This is a genomic window from Streptomyces sp. NPDC014861 (assembly GCF_043081625.1).
Lineage (GTDB): Bacteria > Actinomycetota > Actinomycetes > Streptomycetales > Streptomycetaceae > Streptomyces.
This window is the reverse complement of sequence record NZ_JBIBWV010000010.1, coordinates 23,518-49,300: the sequence shown is the minus strand read 5'-3', so window position 1 is coordinate 49,300 and position 25,783 is coordinate 23,518. Positions and strand designations below refer to the sequence as shown.

The window sequence follows — 25,783 nt, the reverse complement described above, 5'->3', positions numbered from 1 at the left end:
CCAAGGGCCGGGAGCTTCGGACGGGGGTCCTGTGAGGGCGCCGCGAGGGTTCCGAGGGGGCGGGAGCGAGGGGTTCGTCCGATGACCCCAGGGCGCGGACCCCTGTTGACCTCGCGGTTCGCGGTATCTGCCGTGCGGGAGGGTGGGGTTCGGGTCGTCGGCTACTGGCGTTTCCTCCAGACTTCCGCGGGAACTGGAGGGACTTCTTGGGGGAGTTGACGAGGGATGGGGCGGGTCATAAAGTCCCGTCCCGTCCACAGCGGAAAACCAATTCCGTCATGCGAAACCACCGGTCGCCGTCGCCCACCCCACGCGGCGTGCCCGGAAGGCCGCACCCCGGTTCGGGCCGTCCCCCGGCGCCGGTCATCCCTGCCCGCACGCCCACGGCAGTCCCTGCCCCCGGGCCGTGTCCCTAGGACCCGCCTTGCTGCCCCGCGCCGCCGTTCCCCCGCCGTCCTCCTCTCCGTACCCGGTCGACGAGCCCCTCCCGTCCTCCTCTCCGCATCCCGTCGACGAGACCCTTCCCGCCCGCCGCCTGCTGCCCGCCGCGCTCCAGCACGTCGCGAGCATGTACGCGGGCCTGACCGCTCCACCCCTGATCATCGGCAGCGCCCTGGGGCTGACCCCGGCCCAGCTGTCGGCCCTCCTCGCCGCGGCCCTGCTGATCGCCGGCCTGGGCACCATCGCCCAGACGCTCGGCGTCCTCGGGGTCGGCGCACGGCTCCCCCTGGTCAACGGGGTCTCGTTCGCCGTGGTCTCCCCGGCGCTCGCCACCGCCGCCGCGCGGGGGGCCGACGACGCCCTCCCGGCGATCTTCGGCGCCACGCTCGTGACCGGGGTCCTCTGCCTCGTGCTCGCCCCGGTCTTCTGCCGGCTGGTCAGGTTCTTCCCGCCCGTCGTCAGCGGCTGCGTCATCACCCTCGTCGGCCTCTCCCTGCTGCCGGTGGCCGGCACCTGGGTCCGCGGCGGCGACCCGGAGGCCCCCGGCTTCGGCTCCCCCGCCGACCTGGCCCTGGCGGCGGCGACCCTCGTCATCACCCTGACCGTCCACCGCGCGCTCTCCGGTCGCTTCCTCGGCCGCGTCGCGATTCTGATCGGGATGCTGGCCGGCACCCTGATCGCCGTCCCGCTGGGCAAGGTCGACCTCGACCCGCTCACTCAGGCACCGCTGTTCGCCCTGCCGACACCCTTCGGCTTCGGCGCACCGCAGTTCGTGCCCACGGTGATCGCCACCGCCGTGGTCGTCATGATCGTGTCCATGATGGAGTCCACCGCCGCGCTGCTGGCGCTGGGCGCCGTGACCGAACGCCCGACGCAGGACAAGACCATCGCCGGCAGTCTCCGCGCCCTCGGGCTGGCCACCGCCCTCGGCGGCGTCCTCGGCGCCTTCACCAGCACGGCGTACGCCCAGAACGTGGGCCTGGTCGCGCTCAGCCGGATCCGCAGCCGGTACGTCGTGACGCTCTGCGGCGCCATCCTCGTCCTGATGGGTTTCGTCCCCGTCCTGGGGTCGCTGGTCGCACTCGTCCCGCTGCCCGTCCTCGGCGGCGCGGGGGTGGTCTTCTTCGGCTCCGTCGCCGTCGCGGGCATCCGCACCCTGGCGAGGGCGGCCCTGGGCACCGGCCACAACGCCCTGATCGTGTCGGTCAGCCTCGCCCTCGGTCTGTTCCCCGTCCTCGACCCGGACTTCTACGACAGCCTCCCGGCGCCCGCGGCGACCGTGCTCGGCTCGGGCATCACCGCCGGATGCCTCGTCGCGGTCCTCCTCAACTACCTCCTGAACCACCTGGGCCGCGGCACGGAGGCGGACCCCGACGGGATCCCGCCGGAGCAGGTGGCCGCTCTCGACGGCGCGCGCACCTCCGTCGGTGCGCCGGGCCCGCGCACCGGCTGGTCCCCGTTCGCCCCCTCGCCGCGCGCCGCGGCCCGCGACCACGCGCCGAGCGGCACGGCGCCCTCCGCGCCGGCCTTCGCCTGGCCCTACGTGACCGGCCCCGCGGACGGCGTCGCCCCCGACCCGCTCCCCCGGTCGCGGGACGACGGCTTCCCTCCGCCGTCGCCCTCCCCGTCCGCAGGCCCCGGCGCGGCCGCAGCCTCCGAGGACGCCTCCTTCCCCGGCCCGCTCCACCCCCTCCACCTGCGGCAGCACGGCCCCGGCCACCCGTCGGCGGAACACGGCCCCGCTCCGGCGGCGGGTACCGGACAGCACGCCGGCGGCCCCGGCGCTCCCGGCGGCACGGGGTAGCACCGGGCAGGCCGAGGCGCGCGCGGCCGGCGGTACGAGCAGTACGACGCACCGCCGCCGCCCGCGCCCCGTACCCCTCCCCCGGTCGACGAGTCGATGAGACGAGGTAGCACCGCATGCTCACCGCTTCCGCCCCGCATATCGGCACGGGCGGCGCCCCCTGCGGCACGACGCCGCACCACCCTCCGGACGAGCGGATCGCCCGCAGCGTCGCCGAAGCCCTCGGTCCCGCCCGATCGGTGCTCGACGCACACGCGCTGCCGGATCACGGCGCGAGCGGACTCCCCTTCGAGGACGAGGAGTTCGACGCGTCGACGCTGCTGTGCGACGCCCCCCATCTGTCCGACATCCGCTCCCGGCTGCGGGAGCTCCGCCGCGTCACCCGGGGACCGGTGGTACTCCTCGCCACCGACCCCTCGCGCGTCCGCGACTTCTGGCTCGACCGGTACGCCCCCGACCTGCTGGCCCTCGAAGCCCGCCGCCACCCGGCGATCGGTCAGCTGACCGCCGCGCTCGGGGGAACCGCCGCCGTGCGGCGCGTGCCCGTCCCGCTCGACTGCACCGACACCTTCGACGAGGCCTACTACGGCCGCCCCGAACTGCTCCTCGACCCGGCGGCCCGCCGTGCGGGATCCGCCTGGAGCTTCGTGGACGACCGGGTCCGCGAGGAGTTCGACACGCGGCTGCGCCGCGAACTGCGGTCCGGGGACTGGGACGAGCGCTTCGGACACCTCCGCCGCCGACCGACCTACGAGGGTTCGCTGGTGATCGTGCGAGCCACCCCCTGACACTCCCCCGGTGCGCCCGACGGATCAGGGTGGCGGGGGTGGGGAGGCAGAGGTGTGCGGGGCCCGGCGGTGGTGCCGGGCCCCGCTGTGCCGTGTCGCGGAGGGGTCAGCCGGTCAGGGAGAACCTCTGGGCCTGGGAGGTGTCGCAGGACCGCTGGACCAGGCGGGCGCCGTCGGCGGTGGATCCGCCGGTGACGGCGAGGCACTTGCCGCTGTGGCGGGCGACGAAGCGGTACTGGCCGCTGGTGCCGGTGGCCTCGGGGCGCCACTGCTGGTTGGTGCCGGCGACGTAGGTCCACAGGTGGACCCTGGTGCCGTCGGCGGTGGCGCCGGGGCCGCCGTCGACGTCCCAGACACGGTTGTTGTGCTGGTTGACGACCTGGTAGTAGCCGTCGCCGGTGGGCCGCAGCTGCCACTTCTGGTTGCCGCCGGTGCCGCAGGCCCACTGCTGAAGGGCGGTGCCGTCAGCGGTGCCCCAGTCGGCGGCGTCCAGGCAGGCGTTGCTGCCGGCGTTGACGACGCGGTACCAGGCGGCGGGGTCGATGGGCCCGCTCGGGTCGGGGCCGGTGGCGCCGCCGGTCCAGGTGACGGTCGCGATCGCGCCGGCCGGGAGGGTGTAGGCGAGGGTCTTGCCGCCCTCGGTCAGCGAGAAGCGCTGGGAGGAGGAGGCGGTGTTGACGACGAAGGTGGCGAAGGAGTTGTCGGGGTTCTGGAAGGTGACGTTCTGCACGCCGCCGGCGCCCTGGCTGGTGGAGCCGACACGAGTGGCTCCGGGCTTGATGAACTTGGTGACATGACCCAGCACGTAGTACTCGGCGCCCCGGGTCACGTTGCCGTTCGCGATCTCGACGACGCCGTTGCACCGGTTGGCGCAGTGGCCCTGGTGCGGGCCGCCGTTCTGGTCGAGGGCGAGGTTCCAGTTGACGACGGTCTCGCCGCCGTGGCGCAGGTTCTGCACGACGAGGTTCTCGGAGTGCCACTGGAGGGTGTCGGCGAAGGTGTCGGCGGAGTCCGTGCCGGAGCACTCGGTGAAGAAGACCCGCTTGCCCGCGTCGACGACCCGCTGCTGGGCGGAGGGGGCTCCGCCGTAGCAGTGGAACGCCGCGCCGATGACGCGCTGGATGCCCTGGGTGGAGCCGAAGACCTCGACCGGGTAGTTCGGGTGGTCCCAGTTGTGGTCGTACGCCAGGATGTTGGTCGGCAGCCCGCCGGCGGTCAGCGTCCGGTCGAGGACCTTCAGGAAGGCGGCCTGCTCGGACGAGGTCATCGACATCGACGGGTAGGTGGTGGGGAACTCGGGCTCGTTCTGCACGGTGAGGTCGCTGAGGACGATGCCCTGCTGCCCGTACGCCTTGATCGCCTTGACCAGGTAGTCCGCGTACGCCTGGTAGTGGTCGGTCCTGAGGCTGCCGCCGTTGAGCGAGTTGCCGGTCTTCATCCACGCCGGGGGCGACCAGGGCGATCCCATGAACCGGATCGAGGGGTTGAGGGCGGTCGCCTGCTTGATGACCGGGATGATCTGCTGCTGGTCGCGGGCTAGGGAGAAGGCGCCCTTGGTGTCCTCGTAGGTGTAGAAGCCGCCGGAGTTGAAGTCGGTCGAGCCGAGCGGCTGGCGCAGGTAGTTCAGGCCGATGCCCTCGGTGGTGGAGAACAGCGACCTCATCAGCTCGGCGCGCCTGTCGACGGGCAGGCTCTGGATGAGGTGGGCGGAGGCTTCGGTGATCGAGGCGCCGGCCCCGGTGAACTTCTGGCCTTTGCTCTGCGCGTCGACGCGGATGTCGACGGGCTGCGCCGAGCTGTTGAAGGGGACGGTCTCGGATGCGAGCTTCCTGGAACCGTCGGCGGTGGTGACCCAGACCTGGGCGGTGGGGTCGGCGGCCTGGGCCGTTCCGGTGCCGGTGGCGGCGAGGCCGGATACGGCGAGGATCAGGGCCGCGCCCGCGGCGCGGGCTCTGGCGGTCGTCCGGATGGACACGTTGCGGCTCTCCTTCGGTGGGGTGACCTGTGACGAGGTGTGGTGCGCCGGCCTGCCCCGGTGTGTGCGTCGGGGCCCTGACAGGGACGGCCGGGGTCTCGCGAGGTGGTGCACCCGGTCCGCCGGGCGGGCACAGGGGTGCCCGCGGGGACGGACCGGAGATCGGAGGGAGGCGGCTACTTCAGGCCGGTGGTGGCGATGCCCGCGATGAAGTGGCGCTGGAAGAGGAGGAAGACGGCCAGGACAGGGATCAGGACGACGGCGGCGCCGGCGAGGAGGACGCCGTACCGGGTGAAGTCCTGGCCGCTGCTGACCAGGGCGAGGCCGACGGGCAGCGTGTACTGCTCCTCGTTCTGGGCGACGACCAGGGGCCACAGGAAGTTGTTCCACGACCCGAGGAAGCTGATGATGCCCAGGGCGGCCAGGGCGGGCTTGGTCATCGGCAGGATGATCCGCCAGAAGATCGCGAGCTCACCGCAGCCGTCCATGCGGGCCGCGTCGATGAGCTCGTCGGGCAGCGAACCGATGAACTGGCGCATGAGGAAGACGCCGAAGGGCGCGGCGAGGAACGGCAGGATCAGGCCGAGCAGCGAGTCCGTGAGACCGAGGTGGGTCGTCAGGACGTACAGCGGGACGAAGGTGACGAGCCCGGGAACCATGAGGGTGGCCAGGACCAGGGCGAAGACCGCCTTGCGGCCGCGGAACTCGAGCTTCGCCAGGGCGTACCCGAGCATCGAGCAGAAGAGCAGGTTGCCGGCGGTCACGGCCAGGGCGACGGCGAGGGAGTTGGCGAACATGCCGAGGAAGTCGAGACCGGCGAACAGTTCGGCGTAGTTCGCGGTGGTCGGATCCGTGGGGACGAGGACCGGCGGCACCGCGCGGATGTCGGCCTCGGGCTTGAAGGAGCCGGACAGCATCCACAGGAAGGGCAGCAGCATGACGAGCAGGGCGCCGGTCATGGGCAGGTAGAGCCAGGGATTGCCCCAGCGCTGCCGGATCCGCCGCCGGCGGGCGGCACGGGGGTCGGTGGGAGCGGTGACGGCCATGGGTCAGTCCTTCTCCCGCATCACGCGGAACTGCAGCACGGTGAGGGCTGCGATGAGCATGAAGATGACGTAGCCGGCCGCTGACGAGTAGTCGTAGTTGCCGTAGCCGAACTGGCGGTAGGAGAACATCGTGGCGGACAGCGTGGAGTCCAGCGGGCCGCCGCTCGTCATCACGAACGGCTCGTCGAAGAACTGCAGGTAGCCGATGCCGGTCGTCAGCGAGGTGAGCAGCAGGGCGGGACGCAGCAGGGGGAGGGTGACGCGCCGGAACCGCTGCCAGGGACCCGCCCCGTCGAGTTCGGCCGCCTCCGTCAGGGACCGCGGCACGCCCTGGAGTCCGGCCAGCATGATGATCATGACGGTGCCGAGGTTGCGCCACACCGCCATGACGATCATGACGGGGAGGGCGAGGCGGGTGTCCGCCAGCCACGCAGGTCCGTCGATGCCGAACCAGCCGAGGGCCGTGTTGACCAGTCCGGACCGTGGTTCCAGGAGGGTCTTCCACACGACGGCGATGGCGACGACGCTGGTGACGACGGGCAGGTAGAGCCCGACGCGGAAGACGGCCCGGAAGCGGCGGATGCCCCGGTCGAGGACGACGGCGGCGGCCAGCCCCGCCGCCAGGGTGAGCGGCAGGCCGAACAGGACGAAGACGCCGGTGTTGCGCAGGGCGGTGAAGAACACCGGGTCCTGGAAGAGCTTGATGTAGTTGTCGAGGCCGACGAAGCCGACGGCGAGCGGGCTCCGGAGGTCGGCGCTCTTGGTGTCGGTGACGCTCATGAGCAGCGACCAGGCGACCGGCAGCAGTGTGAACACCGCGAACAGGGCGAGGAACGGCAGGGCGAGGGTCCACGCGGCGCGGCTCCGGCGGCGGGCCGCGCGGGAGGAGGGCTCGGGCCGTGGCTGCCGCTCGGCGGCCTTCGTCCTCGCGGCGGGTGTCGAGGTGGGCGGTGGCGCGGGGGTCCGGGTGGGGGACATGGCGGTTCGTTCCGTCCTTGCGGGGCGGGGCGGGGCAGGCGAGGAAGGTGGGGCGGGGTGAGGCAGGTGGGGTGAGGCAGGTGGGGCGGGGCGAGGGAGCGGGGGCGCGGCGGGGCAGGTGGGGCGGTGTCAGCGTCCGGTGCCTATGGAGGTCGCCTTGGACTGCAGCGCCTTCTGCACGTCCTGGGTGGTGGCCTTGCCGAGAGCGAGCTTCTCCAGCTCGGAGTCGATGGCCGAGGCGATCTGCTGCCAGGTGGTGAGCGCCGGCGGGGCCTTGGTGACGTCGAGCTGCTTGCGGAAGGCGGCGAGCTTGGTGTTGCCCGTCATGCGCGCGTCGTTCCAGGCGCCGACGGCGGCGGGCAGCTGTCCGGTGCCGGCGCCGTAGGTGGCGAGATTCTTGTCGTCGGTGAGGAAGCGGACGAACTTCCAGGCGGCGTCCTTGTTGTCGCTGCTCCTGAACACCGCCAGATCGCTGCCGCCGGCCAGGCCCGCGGCGGACCTGCCGACCGGGAGGGGCATGGTCTGCCAGGTGCCGTCGAGTTCGGGGCTGTCCTTGCGGAGGGCGCCGCCGACACTGGCGCCCTGCTGGAGGGTGGCGATCAGGCCGTCGTGGAAGCCCTGCCGGCCGTCGGTCTTGTCCGTCGGCGCCATCTTGTCCTCGAAGATCCGGCCGTAGTACGCGAGGGCCTCGGCGACCTCGGGGGTGTCGAAGGTGAACGTCCCGGTCTTCGGGTCGTAGATGTCGCCGCCCGCCTGCCACACCATCGGCAGCCAGAACAGCCAGGCGTTGAACCCGGTCTGCATGCCGGAGGCGTGGCGCAGCTTCGGGTTCTGCTTCCCGGCGGTCCTCTGGATGGCCTTGAGGTCCTCGGCGAAGCCCTTCCAGTCGGTGGAGGGCTGCGTGACACCGGCCTTCGCGGCGATGTCGGTGCGGTAGTAGATCACGGAGGTGTCGGCGATGAAGGGGACTCCGTAGGCGGTGTCCTTGTAGGTGGTGGTCTCCCACTGGCCGGGGAAGAAGGCGGCGGGCGAGATTTCCTTCGGGGTGGCCTCGAAGCCGTTCATGGCGGCCATCTCGGCCATCCAGGTGGAGCCGATCAGGGAGACGTCGGGGCCGTTCCCGCCGGCGATCGCGGTGGTCAGCTTGTCGTGCGCGGCGTCCCAGGGGATGGGGGTGATCTGGATGTCGGCGTCGGGGTTCCCCCGCTCGAACTCCTTGGCCAGGGACTCCAGGGTCGGGTCCGGGTCGCCCATGGACCACAGGGTGACCTTGCCCTTGGCCGGTCCCTCGCCGAGGGAGGCGGCCTGCTTGTCGGGTCCGCTGTCGGCGGACCGGCCGCAGGCGGTGGCCAGGAGCAGGGCGGCGAGACCGGCGGCGGTGGTTCTGGCGACGCGGGCGGAACGGGACATGCTCATCACTCCTGTGTGCGGGGGTGTGCCGGGCGCGGGGGCTCCCGGTACGAGGGGTGGGCGAGGTGCGGGGGGGCGAGGGCGGGGTGGGCGAGGTGCGGGGGGGGCGAGGTGCGGGGGCGGCGGGCCGGTGTCGGCCCGTTCGGTCCTCGGCGTGACGGCCTGGGGTGGGCTCAGCGGGCGGGGCCCGGCGTCGGCCCGGTCTCGCTGCCATCTGTGTCGAGCTCAAGGTCGAGGCCGAGGTGGAGATCCGGGTCGAGGTCGAGGTCGAGGCGCAGGTCGCGGCTGGAGCGGCCGATCCTCAGCCGGCCGGGCCCGGTGCGCGGGCGCCACCGGTGGTGGGTGTCGTCCCAGGTGTGGAAGGAGCGCCACGGGACGGTCAGGGTGACCGTCGTGGTCTCGCCGGGCGCGGCCTCGGCGACGGCGAACCCGGCGAGGACGCGGACGGGCTCGCCCGAGGTGGCGGGGCGCTCCAGATAGGCCTGGACGATCTCCCGTCCTCGGCGGGGGCCCGTGTTGGTGAGGGTCACCGTGACGGGCAGTCCGTCCCCGCCCGCGGAGCGGGACGGTGAGGCGGGGACGGACGGCTCGGGGGCTTCGGCGGCGGCGTAGGACCAGGTGGTCCAGCCCAGGCCGTGGCCGAAGGGGAAGGCGGGCGCGGTGCCGGAGCGGTCGTAGGCGCGGTGGCCGATGAGGCGGCCTTCGCGGTAGTCGACGACGCCGTCGACCGGGACGGCGTCGGGGACGGGGACGTCCTCGGCGCGGGCGGGCAGCGTCCACGGCAGCCGGCCGGCGGGTTCGGCGCGGCCGAGCAGGACGTCGGCGAGCGCGTGCCCGGCCTCCTGGCCGGGCAGCCACTGCCACAGCAGGGCGGGGACCTCGTCGGCCCAGGGCAGCAGGACCGGGGCGCCGGCGTTGACGACGACCGCGGTCCGGGGGTTGGCGGCGGCGACCGCCCGGACGAGGCGGTGCTGCTGGGCGGTCAGTTCGAGGTCGGGGCGGTCCCACCCCTCGGACTCGATCTCCTCGTTGGTGCCGATGACCACGACGGCGACGTCGGCCGCGCGGGCGGCCTCGACGGCTTCGGCGATCTCGTCCTCGACCGTCGGGCCGGGCGGCTGGTGGCGCAGGTGGGCGGTGACGAAGCGGCCGTAGCCCTCGCCGTCGACGACCCGGAGTCCGATCCGCAGGGCGAGTTCCACCGGCGTGGCCCCCACCCGCACGGTGTGGCGGTGGGTGGCGGGGTGGTTGTGGCTGGATTCGAGGATCAGCTCGACGCCCCGGTCGTCCGTACCGGTGTGCACGACGTCGTCGTCCAGGGCGACGGTGAAGCGTCCGGCGCAGCCGAACTCCAGCGTGTGGGTGCCCTCTTCGGCCAGCGTGATCCGTCCGGTCAGGACGACGTCGCTGACGTCGTCGGAGACGGGGAGGAAGCCCCAGTTCCCCGTGGGGCGGACCTCCTCGTCCACCTGGGTGCCGTCGGCGGTCAGGTGGGCGGCGTGCAGGCCGGTGAGGCGGGCCGGGTCGATGAAGGGGGCGTGGCGCCGGGAGGAGCCGCCGCGGTGGACGGTCAGGGTGACGCCGTCGGGCAGTGCGGCGCGGAGGCCTTCGGCGTATCCGACGGTGCGGACGGCGGGGACGTAGGCGCTGCCGCCGCCCTGGAGGTAGGGCTCGACGGCGTTCGGGCCGATCAGCGCCAGGCTGCCGAGCCGTTCGGCGTCGAGCGGGAGGAGGGCCTGTTCGTTGCGCAACAGGACGGTGCCACGGGTGAGGACCTCGCGCAGGACGGCGAAGTCGCTCTCGCCGACCGGCCCGGGAGCCGGGGCGGCGGGGAGCGGCGGGGGCTGCTCGCCCGGGGTCCAGGGTTCGGTGAGCTTGCCGACGCGGGAGGCGAGGCGCATCAGGCGCAGGACCTTGTCGTCGATGACGGACTCGGCCACCTCGCCGCGCCGTACCGCGTCGACGAGGGCGGCACCCCATGGGCCGTCGGGGCCCGGCATCACGAGGTCGAGGCCGGCGTTGGCGGCGGGCGCGGCGCTCCGGGTGGCGGCCCAGTCGCTGATCACGGCTCCGTCGAAGCCCCACTCGTCCTTCAGCACTCCGCGCAGGATCCGCCGGTGCTCCAGGACCGGCGCGGACTCGGTGCCGTCGTCGAGTCCGGAGTAGGCGCCCATCACGCTCCACGGCGCGGACTCGGCCACGATCCGTTCGAACGGCGCGAGGTGGACCTCCCGCAGCGTGCGGGCGTCGATCCGCGCCCGGTAGCGGGTGCGGTCGGTCTCGGAGTCGTTGGCGACGAAGTGCTTCAGGCACGCCGCGACACCCTCGTCCTGGAGCCCGCGCACCAGGGCGGCGCCGAGCGCGCCGGACAGCAGCGGGTCCTCGGACAGGCACTCGAAGTGCCGGCCGGCGACCGGGGTCCGCTGCAGGTTCACCAGCGGGGCCAGGAGCACGTCCACGCCTCTGCGGCGCGCCTCCGCGGCGAACAGCCGGCCCAGTCGCTCGGCGAGGGCGGTGTCCCAGGTGGCGGCGGTCGCGCTCGGGGCCGGCGCCAGCAGACCGGTCTCCCCCGGCACCTCGCCGGTCCCCCGCACGCCCTGCGGCCCGTCGGAGGTGACCACCGCGTGGAGGCCGAGCCGTGGTTCCGAGGGCAGCGTCCACAGGCCGGCCCCCGTCAGCAGGCGCACCTTCTCGGCCGGCTCCAGCTTCCCGAGCAGTTCGGCCCAGCGCCTCTCATCCCCTTGGTCCAGCCGGTCCGGGAGGTCGGAGGCGGGGGGCGACATGACGGGCATGGGGATCCTTTCGAGCCGTGGCGGCGGCATGTCCTCGTGCCGTGGCGACGACGTGTCGTCGTGCCGTGACAGCGGCGTGTCGTCGTGATGACGGCCACATGAAAGCACACCTGCTAAGTACTTAGTAAGTGACCTGAATCACAGACAGCGCTTGTCGTCGGGAAGTCGATCACCGCGAGCGCGAGGGACCTATGCTGGGCGGGTGAGTAACCAGTCGGTAAGCGGAACGAACCGCAAGACGCAGCCGCGTACGCCCCGCAGTCCGGAGGCCAAGCAGCGGCAGCAGGACATCCTGCGCATCGCCATGGACACGTTCGCCGCCCGCGGCTACCACAACGCCTCGCTGCAGGAGATCGCGGACCTGGCCGGCCTGACGCAGGCGGGCGTGCTGCACTACTTCAGGTCCAAGGCGAATCTGCTGACCAGCGTGCTGGACAAGCGCGACGCGAGCGACATCGAGCAGCTGGGCACGGAGCGCCCCCGGGGCCTGGCGTTCCTGCGGCACCTGGTCGACACCGCGTCCCGCAACGCCGAACGCGAGGGGATCGTGCGGCTGTACGCGGTGCTGTCGGCGGAGAGCGTCACCGACGGGCATCCCGCGCAGGAGTACTTCCGCACCCGCTACGAGGGGCTGCGCGCGATGGTCACCGAAGCCCTCCGGGAGGCGTGCGAGCTCGGCGAGATCGAGGGCGACACCTCGGTGGAGGACACGGCCAACGCGATCATCGCCGTCATGGACGGCCTTCAGGTGCAGTGGCTGCTGGCGCCGGACCGGGTGAACATGGCCTCCTCCACCGATCGCGCGGTCACCGCCCTCCTCGCGGGGCTCGCGCCGGTCCGGCCCGCGGCCGAGGACGCGGCGACCGGACCTGGTCGAGGCGGCGCCTGAGCGCCCAGGATGGGCCCATGAAGAAGATCGTGCTCATCGACGCCCCCTCCAATCTGGGGCTGCGCCCGCCGGCCCCCGGGGCGGTCCCCGGCTGCTACAAACTGGCCGGAGCCCTGCGCGAACAGGGCTTACTGCGACGCCTGGACGCCACGGAGGGCGGGGTCGTCGTGCCGCCCCGCTACGACCGCGGTGACTGGCGCGAGGGCGACGGGGTGTTCCACGCGGCGGCCCTCGCCGCGTACACCCGCACACTCGCCGATCGCGTCGAACGCCACGTCCGCGCCGGGGACTTCCCCGTCGTCCTCGGCGGGGACTGCTCCATCCAGCTCGGGGCCTCGCTGGCGCTGCGGCGCCTCGGACGGTACGGGCTGGCCGCCGTCGACGCCTCGGCCGACTTCCGGCACCCGGGCAACGCCCCGAGCGTCGGCGCCGCCGCCGGCGAGGAACTGGCACTCGCCACCGGCCGCGGGCAGCGGGACCTCACCGACCTGGAAGGACTGCGGCCCTACCTGCGTGACGGCGACGTCCACCTCTTCGGCATCCGCGACGACGACGAGGAGCGGACGGAGCTCACCGGGGCCGGCATGTCCGTCAGCACGGTCGGAGAGATCCGGAAGCACGGCGGGCAGGCACGGGCCGCGACCGCTCTCGCCGCGTTGGAGGACGGCGGACTCGACGGGTTCTGGGTACACCTGGACGCCGACGTCCTCGACCCCTCCGTCATGCCGGCCGTCGACAGCCCGGACCCGGACGGCCTGCTGCCCCACGAGCTGCTCCCCCTCCTGACCGGGCTGCTCGCCTCCGAGCGCTGCGTGGGCCTCAACGTCACCATCTACGACCCCGACCTGGATCCGGACGGCACGGCCGGCGCGCTCCTCGCCGATCTCCTGGTCGACGCCCTCGGCGGACCCGCCGCCGCGGACTGACGAGCGGGGGCCGGCTCCGCCGCCGCGCGGGCTAAGCCGTCTCGCACGGCCGTCAGGCTCCCGCGTCCGGGGGTGTGACGGCCGCGCCGTCGATCCGGGTGCCCTCGGGCAGGTCGCGAAGCTGGAGGGCGAGCTGGGTGCACAGCTCGAAGTACACCCGCTGGTCGGTGACCTCCATGTTCGTGACCTCGTCCGTGCCGCCCAGGGCCAACGGCACCTTGTAGCCGACCACCTGGCCGAAGCCCAGCGGCCCCGCCCCGGGGTCGGCCTCCCGCCATTCCTGGTAGTAGGGGTAGGCCAGGGCGTCCTCGTCCTCGTCGGCCGCGGCCTCGAAGAACTCGTCGACGGTCAGGCCCGTGGTGAAGTGCTCGCCCTCGGCCGGGTCGACCGCGATGACGTGGCGGGGCCTGGCCTCCGGGTCGCGGATGTCGAAGAGCAGCTCGCGGCCCGTCCAGTCGAAGGCGAAGGGGTAGTAGCGCCCCTCGATGCCCTCGATCATGCGGGCGCAGGCCTCGTAGGACTCCCGGGCGGAGTCCGGCGTGTGGAACCGCAGGAAACCGTCCACGAGGACGCTCCCCGCCACCCGCTCGAACAGGCCGGCGAGCGTGGCGGGCACGGGGTACCGGCCCTCGCCAGGCGCCGTCGACTCCGCCGTGCCGGTCACGGGGAAGCGGCGAAGAAGAATCTCCAGGGACATGTCCACTCCTCGGTGGTCTCGACCTCGCCGATGGTGCCACCGTGCCGCGGACGGCGCTTCCCGACCCGCTGCGCCGTCCGCGGAGGGAGGCCGCGATGGCCCGAACGGTCCAGCCCCCTCCGAGACCGCACCCCCCCGTTCCCGGACATGCGACAGCCCGGGTCGGTCGCGCACGTGCGACGGCCCGCCCGCCCCTCGGTCGGGGCGGGCGGGCCGGTTGCTCGCTCGGGAAGGGGTCGGCGCCTACTTCAGGCCGTTGCTGATCGCGTTCACGAGTTCGCCGTCGGTGGTGTCACCGTTGAACTCCCAGAAGAACGCGCCGCCCAGGCCCTGGTTCTTGGCCCACGTCATCTTGGTGCCGACGGTGGCCGGGGTGTCGTAGCTCCACCAGTTCGTGCCGCAGTGCGCGTAGGCGGTTCCCGCGATGGTGCCGGTGGCGGGGCAGGTGGTCTTGAGGACCTTGTAGTACTGGTTGCCGGGCTCGACGCCGGCGGCCGGGCCGGTGGCGCTGCCGCCGGGCGCGGACTGGGTGACGCCGGTCCAGCCGCGGCCGTAGAAGCCGATGCCGAGGAGCAGCTTGGAGGCCGGGACGCCCTTGGCCTTCAGCTTGGCGATCGCGTCGGCCGAGTTGAAGCCCTGCGCGGGGATTCCGGGGTACGAGGTCAGCGGGGAGTGCGGGGCGGTCGGGCCCTGCGCGGCCCAGGTGCCGAAGTAGTCGTACGTCATCACGTCGTACCAGTTGATGTACTGGGCGGCGCCGCCGTAGTCCGCGGCGTCGATCTTGCCGCCGCTGGAGCCGTCGGCGGTGATGGCGGCGGTGAGCAGGTTGTTCGGGCCGAACTCGGCGCGCATGGCCTGCATCATGTTCTTGAAGGCGGCGGGGCCGCTGCTGTCGCAGGTGAGGCCGCAGGCGTTCGGGTACTCCCAGTCCAGGTCGATGCCGTCGAAGACGTCGGCCCAGCGCGGGTCCTCGACGAGGTCGTGGCAGGACTTGGCGAAGGCTGCGGGGTTCTGCACGGCCTGGCCGAAGCCGCCGGACCAGGTCCAGCCGCCGAAGGACCACAGGACCTTGATGTGCGGGTACTGGGCCTTGAGCTTGCGCAGCTGGTTGAAGTGGCCGCTCAGCGGCTGGTCCCAGGTGTCGGCGACGCCGTCGACGGACTGGGCGGCGGTGTAGGACTTCTGGTGGTCCTCGTAGGGGTCACCGAGGACGCACTTGCCGTTCTGCACGTTGCCGAAGGCGTAGTTGATGTGCGTGATCTTCGGGGCGGAGCCCGAGGTCACGAGGTTCTTCACCGTGTAGGAGCCCCAGTTGGTGAAGTAGCCCAGGTTGATCTTCCCGTTGCCGCCGGGGTTCTCGCCGCCGCCACCGCCGCCGGTGGTGCGGACCGGGGTGGCGCCGGAGGCGGGGCCGGTCTGGTCGGCCGTGTCGCGGGCCACCACGGTGTAGCTGTAGTCGGTGCCCGCGGTGAGGCCGGTGTCGGTGTGGGTGGTGCCGGTGACGGTGGCGACGGTGGTGCCGCCGCGCTTGACGTCGTAGTTCTTGACGCCCTTGTCGTCGGTGGCGGCGGCCCAGGTGAGCTTCACCGAGGTGTCGGTGATGGCGGAGGCGGCCGGGGCGCCGGGCGCGGAGGGGGCGTTGTCGCCGGGGTTGGTGGTGCCGCCGTCACAGGAGGCGCCGTTGAGCTTGCAGCCCGTGGGGGCGCCGGTTCCGCTGCCGTTGAAGCCGAAGGAGACCGAGGCGCCGGGGGCGAGGGTGCCGTTCCAGCCGAGGTTCTTGGCGGTCCAGTGGTCGGCGGAGTTGGTGACGGTGGCGTCCCAGGCGGAGTTGACCTTGGTGCCGGCGGGGAAGTCCCACTCGACGGTCCAGGAGGTGAGGGTGGTGGTGCCGGTGTTCTTCACCGTCCACCTGCCCTCGAAGCCGGAGCCCCAGTCGGAGGCCTTGGCGTACGTGGCGGTGGCCGAGCTCGCCGCCTCCGCGGGCGCGGCCAGGGCGACCATGGCCCCCAGCGGGAGGAGCAGCGCGGTGGCGCCCGCGAGGGCCTTGGACCGCGTGTTCGGGACGATTCGCCATGGCGATCCGGTACTGCGCCGTCGCGTATGAGTGCTCAAGGGTGCTCCTCGGAGGGGTTCGGCGGACAGGGGTGTCCCCTGTCCTGTCGACCCTGCGGGTGGCCGGGTGCTTGGTGTCCCTCCTCCGCACCCACCGCAGTGTTGCCGCGACACTAGGAAGGACTAGACCAATCGTCAAGTGGTATGGACCAAAAGGCTGTTACGTGGGTGATGCACGCGCCGGCCGGTGAACGAGCGGATCGCCCGACCCACCGGCGCGCACTTCCGGCCATGACGCGACCTTCTCGGCGCGCGCCGCCGCATCAGCCCCTCGCACCCGCCGACAGGACGCGGCCCTCGGACACCCACGCGGGAGGGGGCACCCCGACAGGCCGCGCGGCGACGACCCGCGCACCGCTCTCAACTGCGACGAAAGGCCTCCGACGGTGGGAGATCGACACGATCTCGTGGTCCAGACCATTGACCTCGCCTCGGGCCCTCCCTAGCATCGGAGCCGTCGCGGCGGCCGCCCCACGAGGGCTCCTGATCCCCCGGACACCTCCTCTCTTCATGTCCGGAACCGTTCCTTTCAGGTACGCCCGGTTCCCTTCCGTGCCGCGCCCTCGACGGCGCCGCGCTCTGCGTCGAAACAGGAGTCCATGTGGTGACCTCGGGAGTCGGGCCGCCGGCCGGCGTCGTGGACGAGTACGCCGGAGTGCTGTCCGTCGGGCAGGAACGGCTCTGGTTCCTGGACCAGCTGGAGCCGGCGAACCCCGCGTACAACATTCCGTACGTGCTGCGGCTCGGCGGCGTGCTCGACAGCGCGGCGCTGGGGCGGGCGCTCGACGCGGTCGTCGCCCGCCACGAGGCCCTGCGCACGCGGTTCCCCGCCGAGGACGGACGGCCCTCGGCGGTCGTGGACGCTCCCGGTCCCGTCTCCCTCGACCGTCGCGATCTGCGGGGCGGTGGCGCGCGGGAGACCGCCGAGACGCTGGCCCGGCTCACCAACGCGGGGTTCGACCTGGCCGCCGGGCCGCTGCTCAGGGCGGTACTGCTGCGCACCGCCGACGAGGAGCACCTGCTCTGTCTCGTCCTGCACCACATCGTCGCGGACGGCTGGTCGCTCGGACTGCTCCGGAGCGAACTGGCCGAGCACTACGCGGCCTACGGAGAAGGCCGCGCACTCGATCTTCCCCCCGTGCCCTCCTACCGGGCGCACGCCGCAGCCGAACGCGCCTGGCTCGACGGTCCCGAGGCCGCCGCCGCGCTGGCCCACTGGCGCGACCACCTGGCCGGTGCGCCCGCCTTGGAGCTGCCGCTCGACCTCCCCAGACCGGCCGAGCCGAGCAGTTCCGGCGCCTACCACACCCAGGTGCTGCGCGGGATCGGTCCCGCCCTGGACTCCTTCGCCCGGGCCCACCGCGTCACACCCTTCATGGTGCTCGCCACCGCCTACGCGAGCGTGCTCCACCGGAGCACCGGACAGGACGACTTCTGCGTCGGCGTGCCCACCGCCGCGCGGGACACCGTCGACAGCGAGCGGACGATCGGCTACTTCTCGTCCGCCCTCGTCCTGCGCGCCGACTTCGCCGGAGCCCCCACCTTCACCGCCGCCCTGCGCAGGACCCGCTCCGACTGGCTGCGCGCGCTCACCCACCGGCGCATCCCCTTCGAGCGCCTGACCGAGGAGCTGAGGCCGGAGCGGGACGCGGGCCGCACCCCGATCTTCCAGACCCTGCTCGCCGTCCACACCCATGAGGGCGGCGCGCTCGGCGAGCAGGGCTTCGCCGATCTGGCGTGCGCCGAGACCGACGGCGGGCACACCGCGGTCAAGTTCGAACTCGGCCTGGACATCCGGCCGGACGGGGACGACCTGCACGTCGTGCTCGGCTACCGCACCGACCTGCTGCACGCGCGCACGGCCGCCGCGTTCGCGTCCCGCTTCGAGACGCTCCTCCGGGCCGCCCTCGCCGCCCCGGAGACGCCGGTCCACCGGCTCCCCCTGCTCGACGCGGACGAACTCCGGCTCCTCGACGACGGGTCCCGCGGCCCCCGTCTCACCGGACCCGCCGCCTCCACCGTGCTCCGGGCCGTCGACCTGGCGGCGGCCGAGCGGCCCGGAGCCCTCGCCGTCGTCGGCCCCGAGGAGAGCCTGACCCGCGGCGCGCTCGCCGACGCCTCCCGGGCGCTCGCCGCCCGGATGGCCGCGCGCGGCGTCACCCGCGGCGACCTGGTCGCGCTGTGCCTGCCCCGGGGGCCGCGAGCCGTCGTCGCCATGCTCGCCGCCTGGCGCCTCGGCGCGGGCTACCTCCCGCTCGACCCCGCGTACCCCGTCTCCCGGCTCGCCTTCATGCTCGCCGACAGCGGCGCCGCGCTGCTCGTCACCCCGGACGGGACCCTGCCCGACGGCTTCCCCGACACCTTCGACGGTTCCGCCGACGGGCTCCCCGGTCCGGTCCCGCTCCTGTCCGTACTCCCCGACCCGGCGGAGCCCCTGCCGGGCGCGCCGTCGGCACCGCCCGCCGAGGCCGAAGCCGGACCCGACGACCCGGCCTACCTCATCTACACGTCCGGCTCGACGGGCACGCCCAAGGGCGTGCTCGTGCCGCACCGGGCGCTCGCCGCGCGTGTCGCCTGGATGCGCGAGGGGTACGGCCTCACGGGCGACGACCGTGTGCTCCAGTACGCCACGCTCTCCTTCGACACCAGCGCCGAGGAGCTGTTCCCCACGCTCGCCGCCGGTGCCGTCCTCGTCACCGCCCGGCCCGACACCACCCTCCCGGACCAGCTGGCCGAGCCGTACGCCGCCGGCGTCACCGTGCTCGACCTGCCCACGCCCTACTGGCACCACCTCGTCGCCGACCTGGACGAGACCCCCTGGCCGGACCGGCTGCGCCTGCTGATCCTGGGCGCCGACCAGGTGCGGCCGCACGCCGTCGCGGCCTGGCGGGCGCGGTTCGGCGACCGGGTGCGGGTGGTCAACTCGTACGGCCCCACCGAGACGACGATCATCGCGACCACGGCGGTCCTCGGCGACGAGGACGGCACCGCGCGTCCGCCGATCGGGCGTCCGATCGGCGCGACGACGGTCGCGGTCCTCGACCGGCACGGCGGTCCGGTGCCCCCCGGAACCCCCGGGGAGCTCGTCATCGGCGGTGCCGGCGTGACCGACGGCTATCTGGGCCGGCCCGGCGCGACCGCCCGCGCCTTCGTCCCCGACCCCGACGGGCCGCCGGGCGCCCGCCGCTACCGGACCGGCGATCTGGTGCGGCGCCGGGCCGACGGGGCGCTGGAGTTCCTGGGCCGCATCGACGACCAGGTCAAGGTGCGCGGCTACCGGGTGGAGCCGGGGGAGGTGGAGGCCGCGCTCCTCACGCTCCCGGGCGTCGGGCGGGCGGTCGTCACCGCGCGCGGGGACGTTCTCGTCGCCTACGTGGTCCCCGCCCCTGACGCTCCCGCGCCCGGCGCGGACGCCCTGCGCGGCGGTCTCGCCCCGGTGCTGCCGCCGCACGCCGTCCCCCACGCCTTCGTCCTGTTGGACGCGCTGCCGCTCACCCCGAACGGGAAGCTCGACCGGGCCGCGCTGCCGGCGCCGGACGCGGGAGCCGTGCCCCGGGCCGCGCACGTGCCGCCGCGCACGGAGGCCGAGGAGCTGGTCGCCGACGTCTGGGGCGAGGTCCTGGGCGTCGCCGGGATCGGCGCGCACGACGACTTCTTCGCCCTGGGCGGGCACTCCCTCCTCGCCACCCGGGTCGTCGCCCGCGTCCGCGCCGCCGTCGACCTGTCCGTACCGCTCCGCGCGCTCTTCACCCACCGCACGGTGGCCGCCTTCGCCGAGGCCGTCGAAGCCGCCCTGGCCGCCGAGATCGACACCTTGTCCGAGGCGGCCGCCGTCGAACTCCTGGCCGCCCAGGACGCCCTGGAAGGAAGCCGACCGACGTCATGAGCACCACCGACACCACGACTCCGGCCGACCCGTCCCCGGAACCCGCGCCCGCCCGCGCCACCGGCGCCGCTCCCCCGCCCGCCCCGGCCTCCGGCACCACGGCTCCGGCCGGCGCGCCGCCGGAGCCCCGGCCCGCCCCGGCGTCCCCGCCGGTCTCCGGTACCGCGCCTGCGGCCGAATCGGCCCCGGAGCCCCGGCCCGCCCCCGCGTCCGCCCCGGCGTCCGGTCCTCCCGCGCCCGCCCTCTCCGACGCCAAGCGTGAGCTGCTCCGGCGGCGGCTGGCGTCGCGGGCGAAGCCCGCGGCCGTCATTCCCCGCCGTGCCCCGGGAGCGCCCGTCCCGCTGTCCTTCGCGCAGGAACGCCTGTGGTTCATGGAGCAGTTCGCGCCCGGGACCTCCGCGTACAACATCCCCGTCGTCCGACGGCTGCGCGGCTCGCTGGACGCCGACGCGCTCCGGTCGGCGCTCGACGCGAGCGTCGCCCGCCACGAGACGCTGCGGTCCCGCTACCCGGCGACCGGCGACGGGCGTCCGCTGCTCGTCGTCGACCCGCCCGGACCTGCCGTGTTCACCCTCGCGGAGGCGGCCGACGAGGCCGCCGCCGAGCGGATCGTGGACGAGGCCGCCGCGGTCCCCTTCGACCTGGAGGAGGGACCCCTGTTCCGGTCGCTGCTGGTGCGGCTCGCCGACGACGACCACGTCCTCCTGCTCCTCGTCCACCACAGCGTGAGCGACGGCTGGTCGAGCGAGGTGCTTCTCGGCGAGGTGCTGCGGAGCTACGCGGCCCGGGTCGCCGGCGCGCCGGACCCGCTCCCGGAACTCGCCGTGCGGTACGGCGACTTCGCGCTGTGGCAGCGCGAGCGCCTGAGCGGTGAACGGCTCGCCGCCGAACTCGCGCACTGGGGACGCGAGCTCGGCGGCGTCGAGCCGCTGGAGCTGGCCTTCTCGCGGCCCCGGCCGCCCCGGCAGACCTTCGAGGGCGCCGGGCACGCCTTCTCCGTGGACCGGCCGCTGCTCGACCGGCTGACCGCCCTCGGCGACCGGCACGACGCCACCCCCCACATGGTGCTCCTGGCCGCGTTCCAGGTCCTGCTGTCCCGCTACGGCGGGCGGCGCGACTTCGCCGTCGGATCGCCCGTCGCCGGCCGTCCGGAGCCCGAACTGGAGCCGCTGGTCGGCATGTTCGTCAACGTGCTCGCGCTGCCCGCGCGGCTGGAGGGCGATCCCTCCTTCGCCGAGCTGGTCCGCCGCACCCGGGAGACCTGCCTCGACGCGTACGCCCACCAGGAGCTGCCCTTCGCCCAGCTGGTCAGCGAGCTGAACGTGCCCCGCGACGTCTCGCGCCCCCCGGTCTTCCAGGCCGTCCTCGCCGTGCAGAACTACGCCGTGCAGCGCGACGACACCGCACTCGATCTTCCCCTGGAGGTGGAGCCGTTCGGCATCCGGGCGAGCGGCACCCGGTTCGACCTCGAACTCTTCCTCCAGGAGTGGCCGGAGGGCCTGTACGGCTCCTTCAACTACAACACCGACCTGTTCGCCGAGGAGGACGTCGCCGCCCTCGCGTCCCACCTCGGACGGCTCCTCGACGCGGTCGCCGCCGCGCCCGACGTCCCCCTGTCCGGCCTCGACGCCCTCACCGACGAGGAGCGGGCCTTCGAGACCGAGCGGTTCAACGACACCGCTGTCGACCGGCCCGCCACCACCCTGACCGCCCTCTTCGCCGAGCAGGCCGCCCGCACCCCCGACGCCGTGGCGGTCGCCGTCGAGGACCGGCCCGCCCTGACGTACCGCGCGCTGGACGCCCTGGCCGAGCGGATCGCCGCCCGCCTCGCCGCGGAGGGCGTCGGCCCCGGCGATCTGGTCGCGGTGAGCGCCGAGCGCTCGCCGGAACTCGTCGCCGGGCTCCTCGGGGTGCTGCGCAGCGGAGCCGCGTACACCCCCCTCGAACCGGACTACCCGGCCGAACGGCTCGCCTTCCTGCTCGCCGACAGCGACGCCCCGGTCCTGCTCACCCAGCGCGGACTCGCCACCCCCGACGGCTGCGCCGCCCGCGTCCTGCTCCTGGACGACCCCGCCGAGTGGCCGCGCGCCCGTGGCGGGGTCGCCGGCCCGCGGCCGGACGACACCGCCTACCTCATCTACACCTCCGGCTCGACGGGGCGCCCGAAGGGCGTGCCCAACACCCACCGGGCCATCGCCAACCGCATCCGGTGGATGCAGGAGGCGTACCGGATCGGGCCCGAGGACGCCGTCCTCCAGAAGACCCCGACCGGCTTCGACGTGTCGGTCTGGGAGTTCTTCTGGCCGCTCACCACCGGCGCGCGGATCGTGCTCGCCAAGCCCGGCGGGCAGAAGGACAGCGGCTACCTGCGCGACCTCATCGTGTCCGCCGGCGTCACCGTCGCCCACTTCGTGCCGGCCATGCTCACCGCCTTCCTCTCCGAGGAGGGCGTGGAACGCTGCGCCGGGCTGCGCCGTGTGGTGTGCAGCGGCGAGGCGCTGCCTCCGGACGCCGCCCGCGAGCTGACCTCGCGGCTGCCCGGCCTGGCGCTGGCGAACCTGTACGGACCGACCGAGGCCGCGGTGGACGTCTCCGCCTGGGAGTGCGCCGGGCCCATGGAGACCGTCCCCATCGGCCTCCCCATCGACAACACCCGCCTCTACGTGCTCGACGACCGGCTGCGCCCGGTGCCGCCCGGTGCCCCCGGCGAGCTCCACATCGGCGGCACCGCCGTCGCCCTGGGCTACCACCGGCGCCCGGGCCTCACCGCCACCCGTTTCGTCCCCGACCCGTACGGCCCGCCGGGCTCCCGGCTCTACCGCACCGGCGACCTCGCGCGCCGGCGGCCGGACGGCACGCTCGAACACCTCGGCCGGATCGACCAGCAGATCAAGCTGCGCGGTCTGCGGATCGAGCCCGGCGAGACCGAGGCCGCGCTCCGCGCCCAGCCCGGCGTCGCGGACGCCGCCGTCGTGCTGCGCGAGGACCGGCCCGGCGACAAGCGCCTCGTCGGCTACCTCGTGGCCGCCGCCGGCGCCGACGAGCCCGACCCGTCCGCGCTGCGCGCCGCACTGCGCCGCACGCTCCCCGACCACCAGGTGCCGGCCGCGTTCACCGTCGTACCGGCGCTGCCGCTCACCCCGAACGGCAAGCTGGACCGGCGGGCCCTGCCCGTCCCGACGGTCCACCGCGCGGCCGGGGCGGCCGAGCCGGAGACACCGGCCGAGCTCGTCCTCGCCGAGATCTGGGCGGAGGTCCTGGGGCTGCCCCGGGTGGGCGCCGACGAGAACTTCTTCGACCTCGGCGGCCATTCGCTGCTCGCCACGCAGGTCGTGGCCAAGGCCCGCAAGCGGCTGGCGGAGGCCGGGGCCCGCCCGATCAGCGTGATGGACCTGTTCACCCACCGCACGGTCCGCGAGCTCGCCGCCGTCGCCGCCGTGGACGAGCGGGAGCGCGGCCCGAGGTCCCTGCTGCACCGGCTGACCCGCGCGGTCCCCGCCGAGCGGCGGCGGCTCACCCTCGTCTGCGTCCCGTACGGGGGCGGCAGCGCCGTCGTGTACCAGCCCGTCGCCGACGCGCTGCCCGCCGACACCGAGCTGTGGGCCGTCGCCATCCCCGGGCACGACCTCGGGGTGACCGAGGAGCGGCTCTCCTTCGACGACCTCGCCGAGGGCATCGCGGCGGAGGTGAGGGAGCGGGTGGAGGGCCCGCTCGTCGTCTACGGCCACTGCGCCGTGGGCACCGCCCTCGCCGTCGCCGTCGCGCGTTCCCTGGAGGCGTCCGGCCGGGAGCTGGAGGGTGTGTACGCGGGCGCCCAGTACCCCTTCGCGAAGCCGCGCAGCCGCGTCCTCACCGCCCTCGGGAAGATCGCCTCGCTGGAGCCGCTGGTGGGCGACCGGACGTACGCCAACTGGCTGACGGGCATGGGCGTCGACACCTCCGAGCTGGACGAGGAGCAGGTCCGGTTCGTCATCGGCAACATGCGCCGGGACACACTGGCCGCGGAGGACTGGTTCACCCGCGCCATCGCGGAGGTCGCCGACGGCGCTCCCCGGCTGAAGGCGCCGCTCGTCTCCCTGGTCGGCGACCGGGACCCGGCCGCCGACTTCTACCAGGAGCGCTACCGGGAGTGGCTGCTCCTCGCCGAACGGTCCGCCGTGGCCGTGCTGGACGAGGGCGGGCACTTCTTCATCACCTACCGGGCCGTCGAGGTCGCGGAGGCCGTCACCCGCGTGCACCGGGCCGTCCTGGACGGCACGACCGACGCGCTGCCCGCGGCGGACCCGGAGAACTCCTGGTGGTTCCACGGCGAGACGGGGCCCGCCTCCGACGCTGGGGCACCGGAGACCGGCGGACCGGTCACCGCCGATCCGACGGCCGTCGGGCCGGCTTCCGGGACCGGCGCCGCCGACGCGCCGGGGTCCACGCCCGGCCCCGCCCCCGGAGCCGGCGACGGCCCGGCCCCCGGTGCGGAGCCGGACGACGGACCTCAGCCCGGCATGGGGCGCTTCCTGCTGGTGGCGGGCGGTCAGCTCGCCTCCATCATGGGCTCCGCGCTCACCGAGTTCGCCCTGCCGATCTGGATCCTCCTGGAGACCGGGTCGATGGCCCGGTACGCGCTGTACGCGGTCGTCGCCATGCTCCCCGGCATCCTCGTCGGCCCGCTCGCCGGCGCGCTCGTCGACCGGATGGACCGGCGCAGGGTGATGCTGGTCGGCGACATCGCCGCCGGCGCCACCCAGGCCGGACTGCTCGTCCTGCTCCTCACCGGCCAGCTGCGGTCGTGGGAGGTGTACGTCCTGCTCGGGGTGCTCTCCGTCGCCCTGACCTTCCAGCGGCTCGCGTACGCCTCGGCCGTGCCGCAGCTCGTGCCCAAGCGCTATCTGGGCCACGCCAACGGCATCGTCCAGCTCGCCTTCGGCACGGCGCAGTTCGTCGTGCCGCTGGCCGCCGTCGCGCTGATGGCGGCGATCGGGCTGCGCGGCATCCTCGTCATCGACGTGATCAGTTACGCCGTGGCCATCGGGATCCTGCTCGTGGTGCGCTTCCCGCGCACACTGCCCTGGACCCGGCGCGAGTCCCTCGTCGCGGAGATCCGCAACGGCTTCACGCACGCGTGGCGGCACCGCGGCTTCCGCTCCATGCTCCTGTGGTTCGCCGGGCTCAACGTCTTCCTCTCGCCGCTCTTCCTCCTCACCACCCCGCTGGTCCTCGCCTTCGACGACCTCGGCGGCGCGGCCCGGGTCGCGGTCGCGGGCGGCGCCGGCGCGATCCTGGGCGGTGTGGCCATGGGCTTCTGGGGCGGGCCGCGCCGGCACCGGCTGCGCGGCATGCTCGCCCTCGCCGGACTCCTCGCCCTGGCGGGCGCCGTGACGGGGCTGCGGGCGAACCTGTGGGTGGTCGCCCTCGGGGCCTTCGGGATGTCCTTCGCCCTCGCCCTGGTCAACGGGATCTACGCGACGATCGTCCAGACGAAGGTGGCGCAGCGGTTCCACGGGCGGGTGTTCGCCCTGAACACGCTGGTCGCCTGGTCCACGATCCCGCTGGGCCACGGCGTCGTCGCCCCGCTCGGCTCCGCGTTCTTCGGGCCGCTGATGGAACCCGGCGGTGCCCTCGCCCCGGTCTTCGGACCGCTCGTCGGCACCGGTCCCGGCCGCGGCATCGCCCTGATGTACGTGCTGTTCGGGCTGGCGATGGCGGGACTGGTCGTCCTCGGTCTCCGGCTGCCGACGCTGGCCCGCTTCGACCGCGACGTCCCCGACGCGGAGCCCGACGACCTCGTCGGCCTGCGGGAGCGGGCCCGGGCCGCGGCGGACCGCCGGGCGAAGGCGGGCGCGGCGGACCGAGGCGGGGCGGCGGACGCCGCCGGGCGGCGCGCGGCATCGGGCGCGGCGGACCGCGTGGCGGAGACGGGAACGGCGGCTCACTCGGCGGAGACGGACGCCACGGGCCCCGGCACGCGGACACCCACCATCGACCACGCGGCGGAGACGGACGCCGCCGGTCGGCGGGCGAAGGCGGGTGCCCCGTGACGCACGG

Annotated in this window: 13 protein-coding genes; 6 read left to right on the top strand and 7 right to left on the bottom strand. The window is 74.0% G+C overall.

What is annotated here, in order from left to right:
- The first annotated feature begins 424 nt into the window (after window positions 1-424).
- Window positions 425-2,245: a nucleobase:cation symporter-2 family protein gene (locus tag ACF1BN_RS21235; RefSeq protein WP_392333129.1), complete on the top strand. Its 1,821-nt coding sequence runs from the start codon at window positions 425-427 to the stop codon at window positions 2,243-2,245.
- Between the two features lie 116 nt (window positions 2,246-2,361).
- Window positions 2,362-3,033, top strand: a complete 672-nt coding sequence (locus ACF1BN_RS21230; RefSeq protein WP_392333128.1) for an SAM-dependent methyltransferase — start codon at window positions 2,362-2,364, stop codon at window positions 3,031-3,033.
- Between the two features lie 106 nt (window positions 3,034-3,139).
- Here ACF1BN_RS21230 and ACF1BN_RS21225 read toward each other — a convergent pair whose 3' ends face one another.
- The 5 genes from ACF1BN_RS21225 to ACF1BN_RS21205 form a co-directional block, all read right to left on the bottom strand.
- The gene (locus tag ACF1BN_RS21225) at window positions 3,140-5,008 is read right to left on the bottom strand and encodes an RICIN domain-containing protein (protein WP_392333127.1); all 1,869 of its coding nucleotides are present in this window, start codon (window positions 5,006-5,008) and stop codon (window positions 3,140-3,142) included.
- A 176-nt stretch (window positions 5,009-5,184) separates the two neighbouring features.
- Window positions 5,185-6,054, bottom strand: a complete 870-nt coding sequence (locus ACF1BN_RS21220; RefSeq protein WP_392333126.1) for a carbohydrate ABC transporter permease — start codon at window positions 6,052-6,054, stop codon at window positions 5,185-5,187.
- Between the two features lie 3 nt (window positions 6,055-6,057).
- Window positions 6,058-7,032, bottom strand: coding sequence for a carbohydrate ABC transporter permease (locus ACF1BN_RS21215; RefSeq protein ID WP_392333125.1), 975 nt, complete (start codon window positions 7,030-7,032; stop codon window positions 6,058-6,060).
- Window positions 7,033-7,161: 129 nt separating this feature from the next.
- Window positions 7,162-8,442, bottom strand: coding sequence for an extracellular solute-binding protein (locus tag ACF1BN_RS21210; protein ID WP_392333124.1), 1,281 nt, complete (start codon window positions 8,440-8,442; stop codon window positions 7,162-7,164).
- 173 nt (window positions 8,443-8,615) lie between these two features.
- Complete coding sequence (locus ACF1BN_RS21205) at window positions 8,616-11,234, bottom strand: beta-glucosidase (RefSeq protein ID WP_392333123.1); 2,619 nt, start codon at window positions 11,232-11,234, stop codon at window positions 8,616-8,618.
- Window positions 11,235-11,436: 202 nt separating this feature from the next.
- Here ACF1BN_RS21205 and ACF1BN_RS21200 point away from each other — a divergent pair, with 202 nt between their 5' ends.
- Window positions 11,437-12,123, top strand: a complete 687-nt coding sequence (locus tag ACF1BN_RS21200) for a TetR/AcrR family transcriptional regulator (RefSeq protein WP_392333122.1) — start codon at window positions 11,437-11,439, stop codon at window positions 12,121-12,123.
- A gap of 17 nt (window positions 12,124-12,140) precedes the next feature.
- Complete coding sequence (locus ACF1BN_RS21195) at window positions 12,141-13,049, top strand: arginase family protein (RefSeq protein WP_392333121.1); 909 nt, start codon at window positions 12,141-12,143, stop codon at window positions 13,047-13,049.
- A gap of 52 nt (window positions 13,050-13,101) precedes the next feature.
- Here the strand turns inward: ACF1BN_RS21195 and ACF1BN_RS21190 are convergent, their stop codons facing one another.
- Together ACF1BN_RS21190 and ACF1BN_RS21185 are read right to left on the bottom strand one after the other, a co-directional pair.
- The gene (locus ACF1BN_RS21190; protein WP_392333120.1) at window positions 13,102-13,746 is read right to left on the bottom strand and encodes a T6SS immunity protein Tdi1 domain-containing protein; all 645 of its coding nucleotides are present in this window, start codon (window positions 13,744-13,746) and stop codon (window positions 13,102-13,104) included.
- 243 nt (window positions 13,747-13,989) lie between these two features.
- Window positions 13,990-15,858: a glycosyl hydrolase family 18 protein gene (locus tag ACF1BN_RS21185; protein ID WP_392333119.1), complete on the bottom strand. Its 1,869-nt coding sequence runs from the start codon at window positions 15,856-15,858 to the stop codon at window positions 13,990-13,992.
- 604 nt (window positions 15,859-16,462) lie between these two features.
- Between ACF1BN_RS21185 and ACF1BN_RS21180 the strand changes: the two genes are divergently transcribed.
- Together ACF1BN_RS21180 and ACF1BN_RS21175 are read left to right on the top strand one after the other, a co-directional pair.
- A complete protein-coding gene (locus ACF1BN_RS21180; RefSeq protein ID WP_392333118.1) occupies window positions 16,463-19,744 on the top strand; it encodes an amino acid adenylation domain-containing protein in 3,282 nt (1,093 codons plus the stop codon).
- Complete coding sequence (locus ACF1BN_RS21175) at window positions 19,741-25,776, top strand: amino acid adenylation domain-containing protein (protein ID WP_392333117.1); 6,036 nt, start codon at window positions 19,741-19,743, stop codon at window positions 25,774-25,776. The genes ACF1BN_RS21180 and ACF1BN_RS21175 overlap by 4 nt, the downstream gene beginning before the upstream one ends.
- Window positions 25,777-25,783 lie beyond the last annotated feature (7 nt).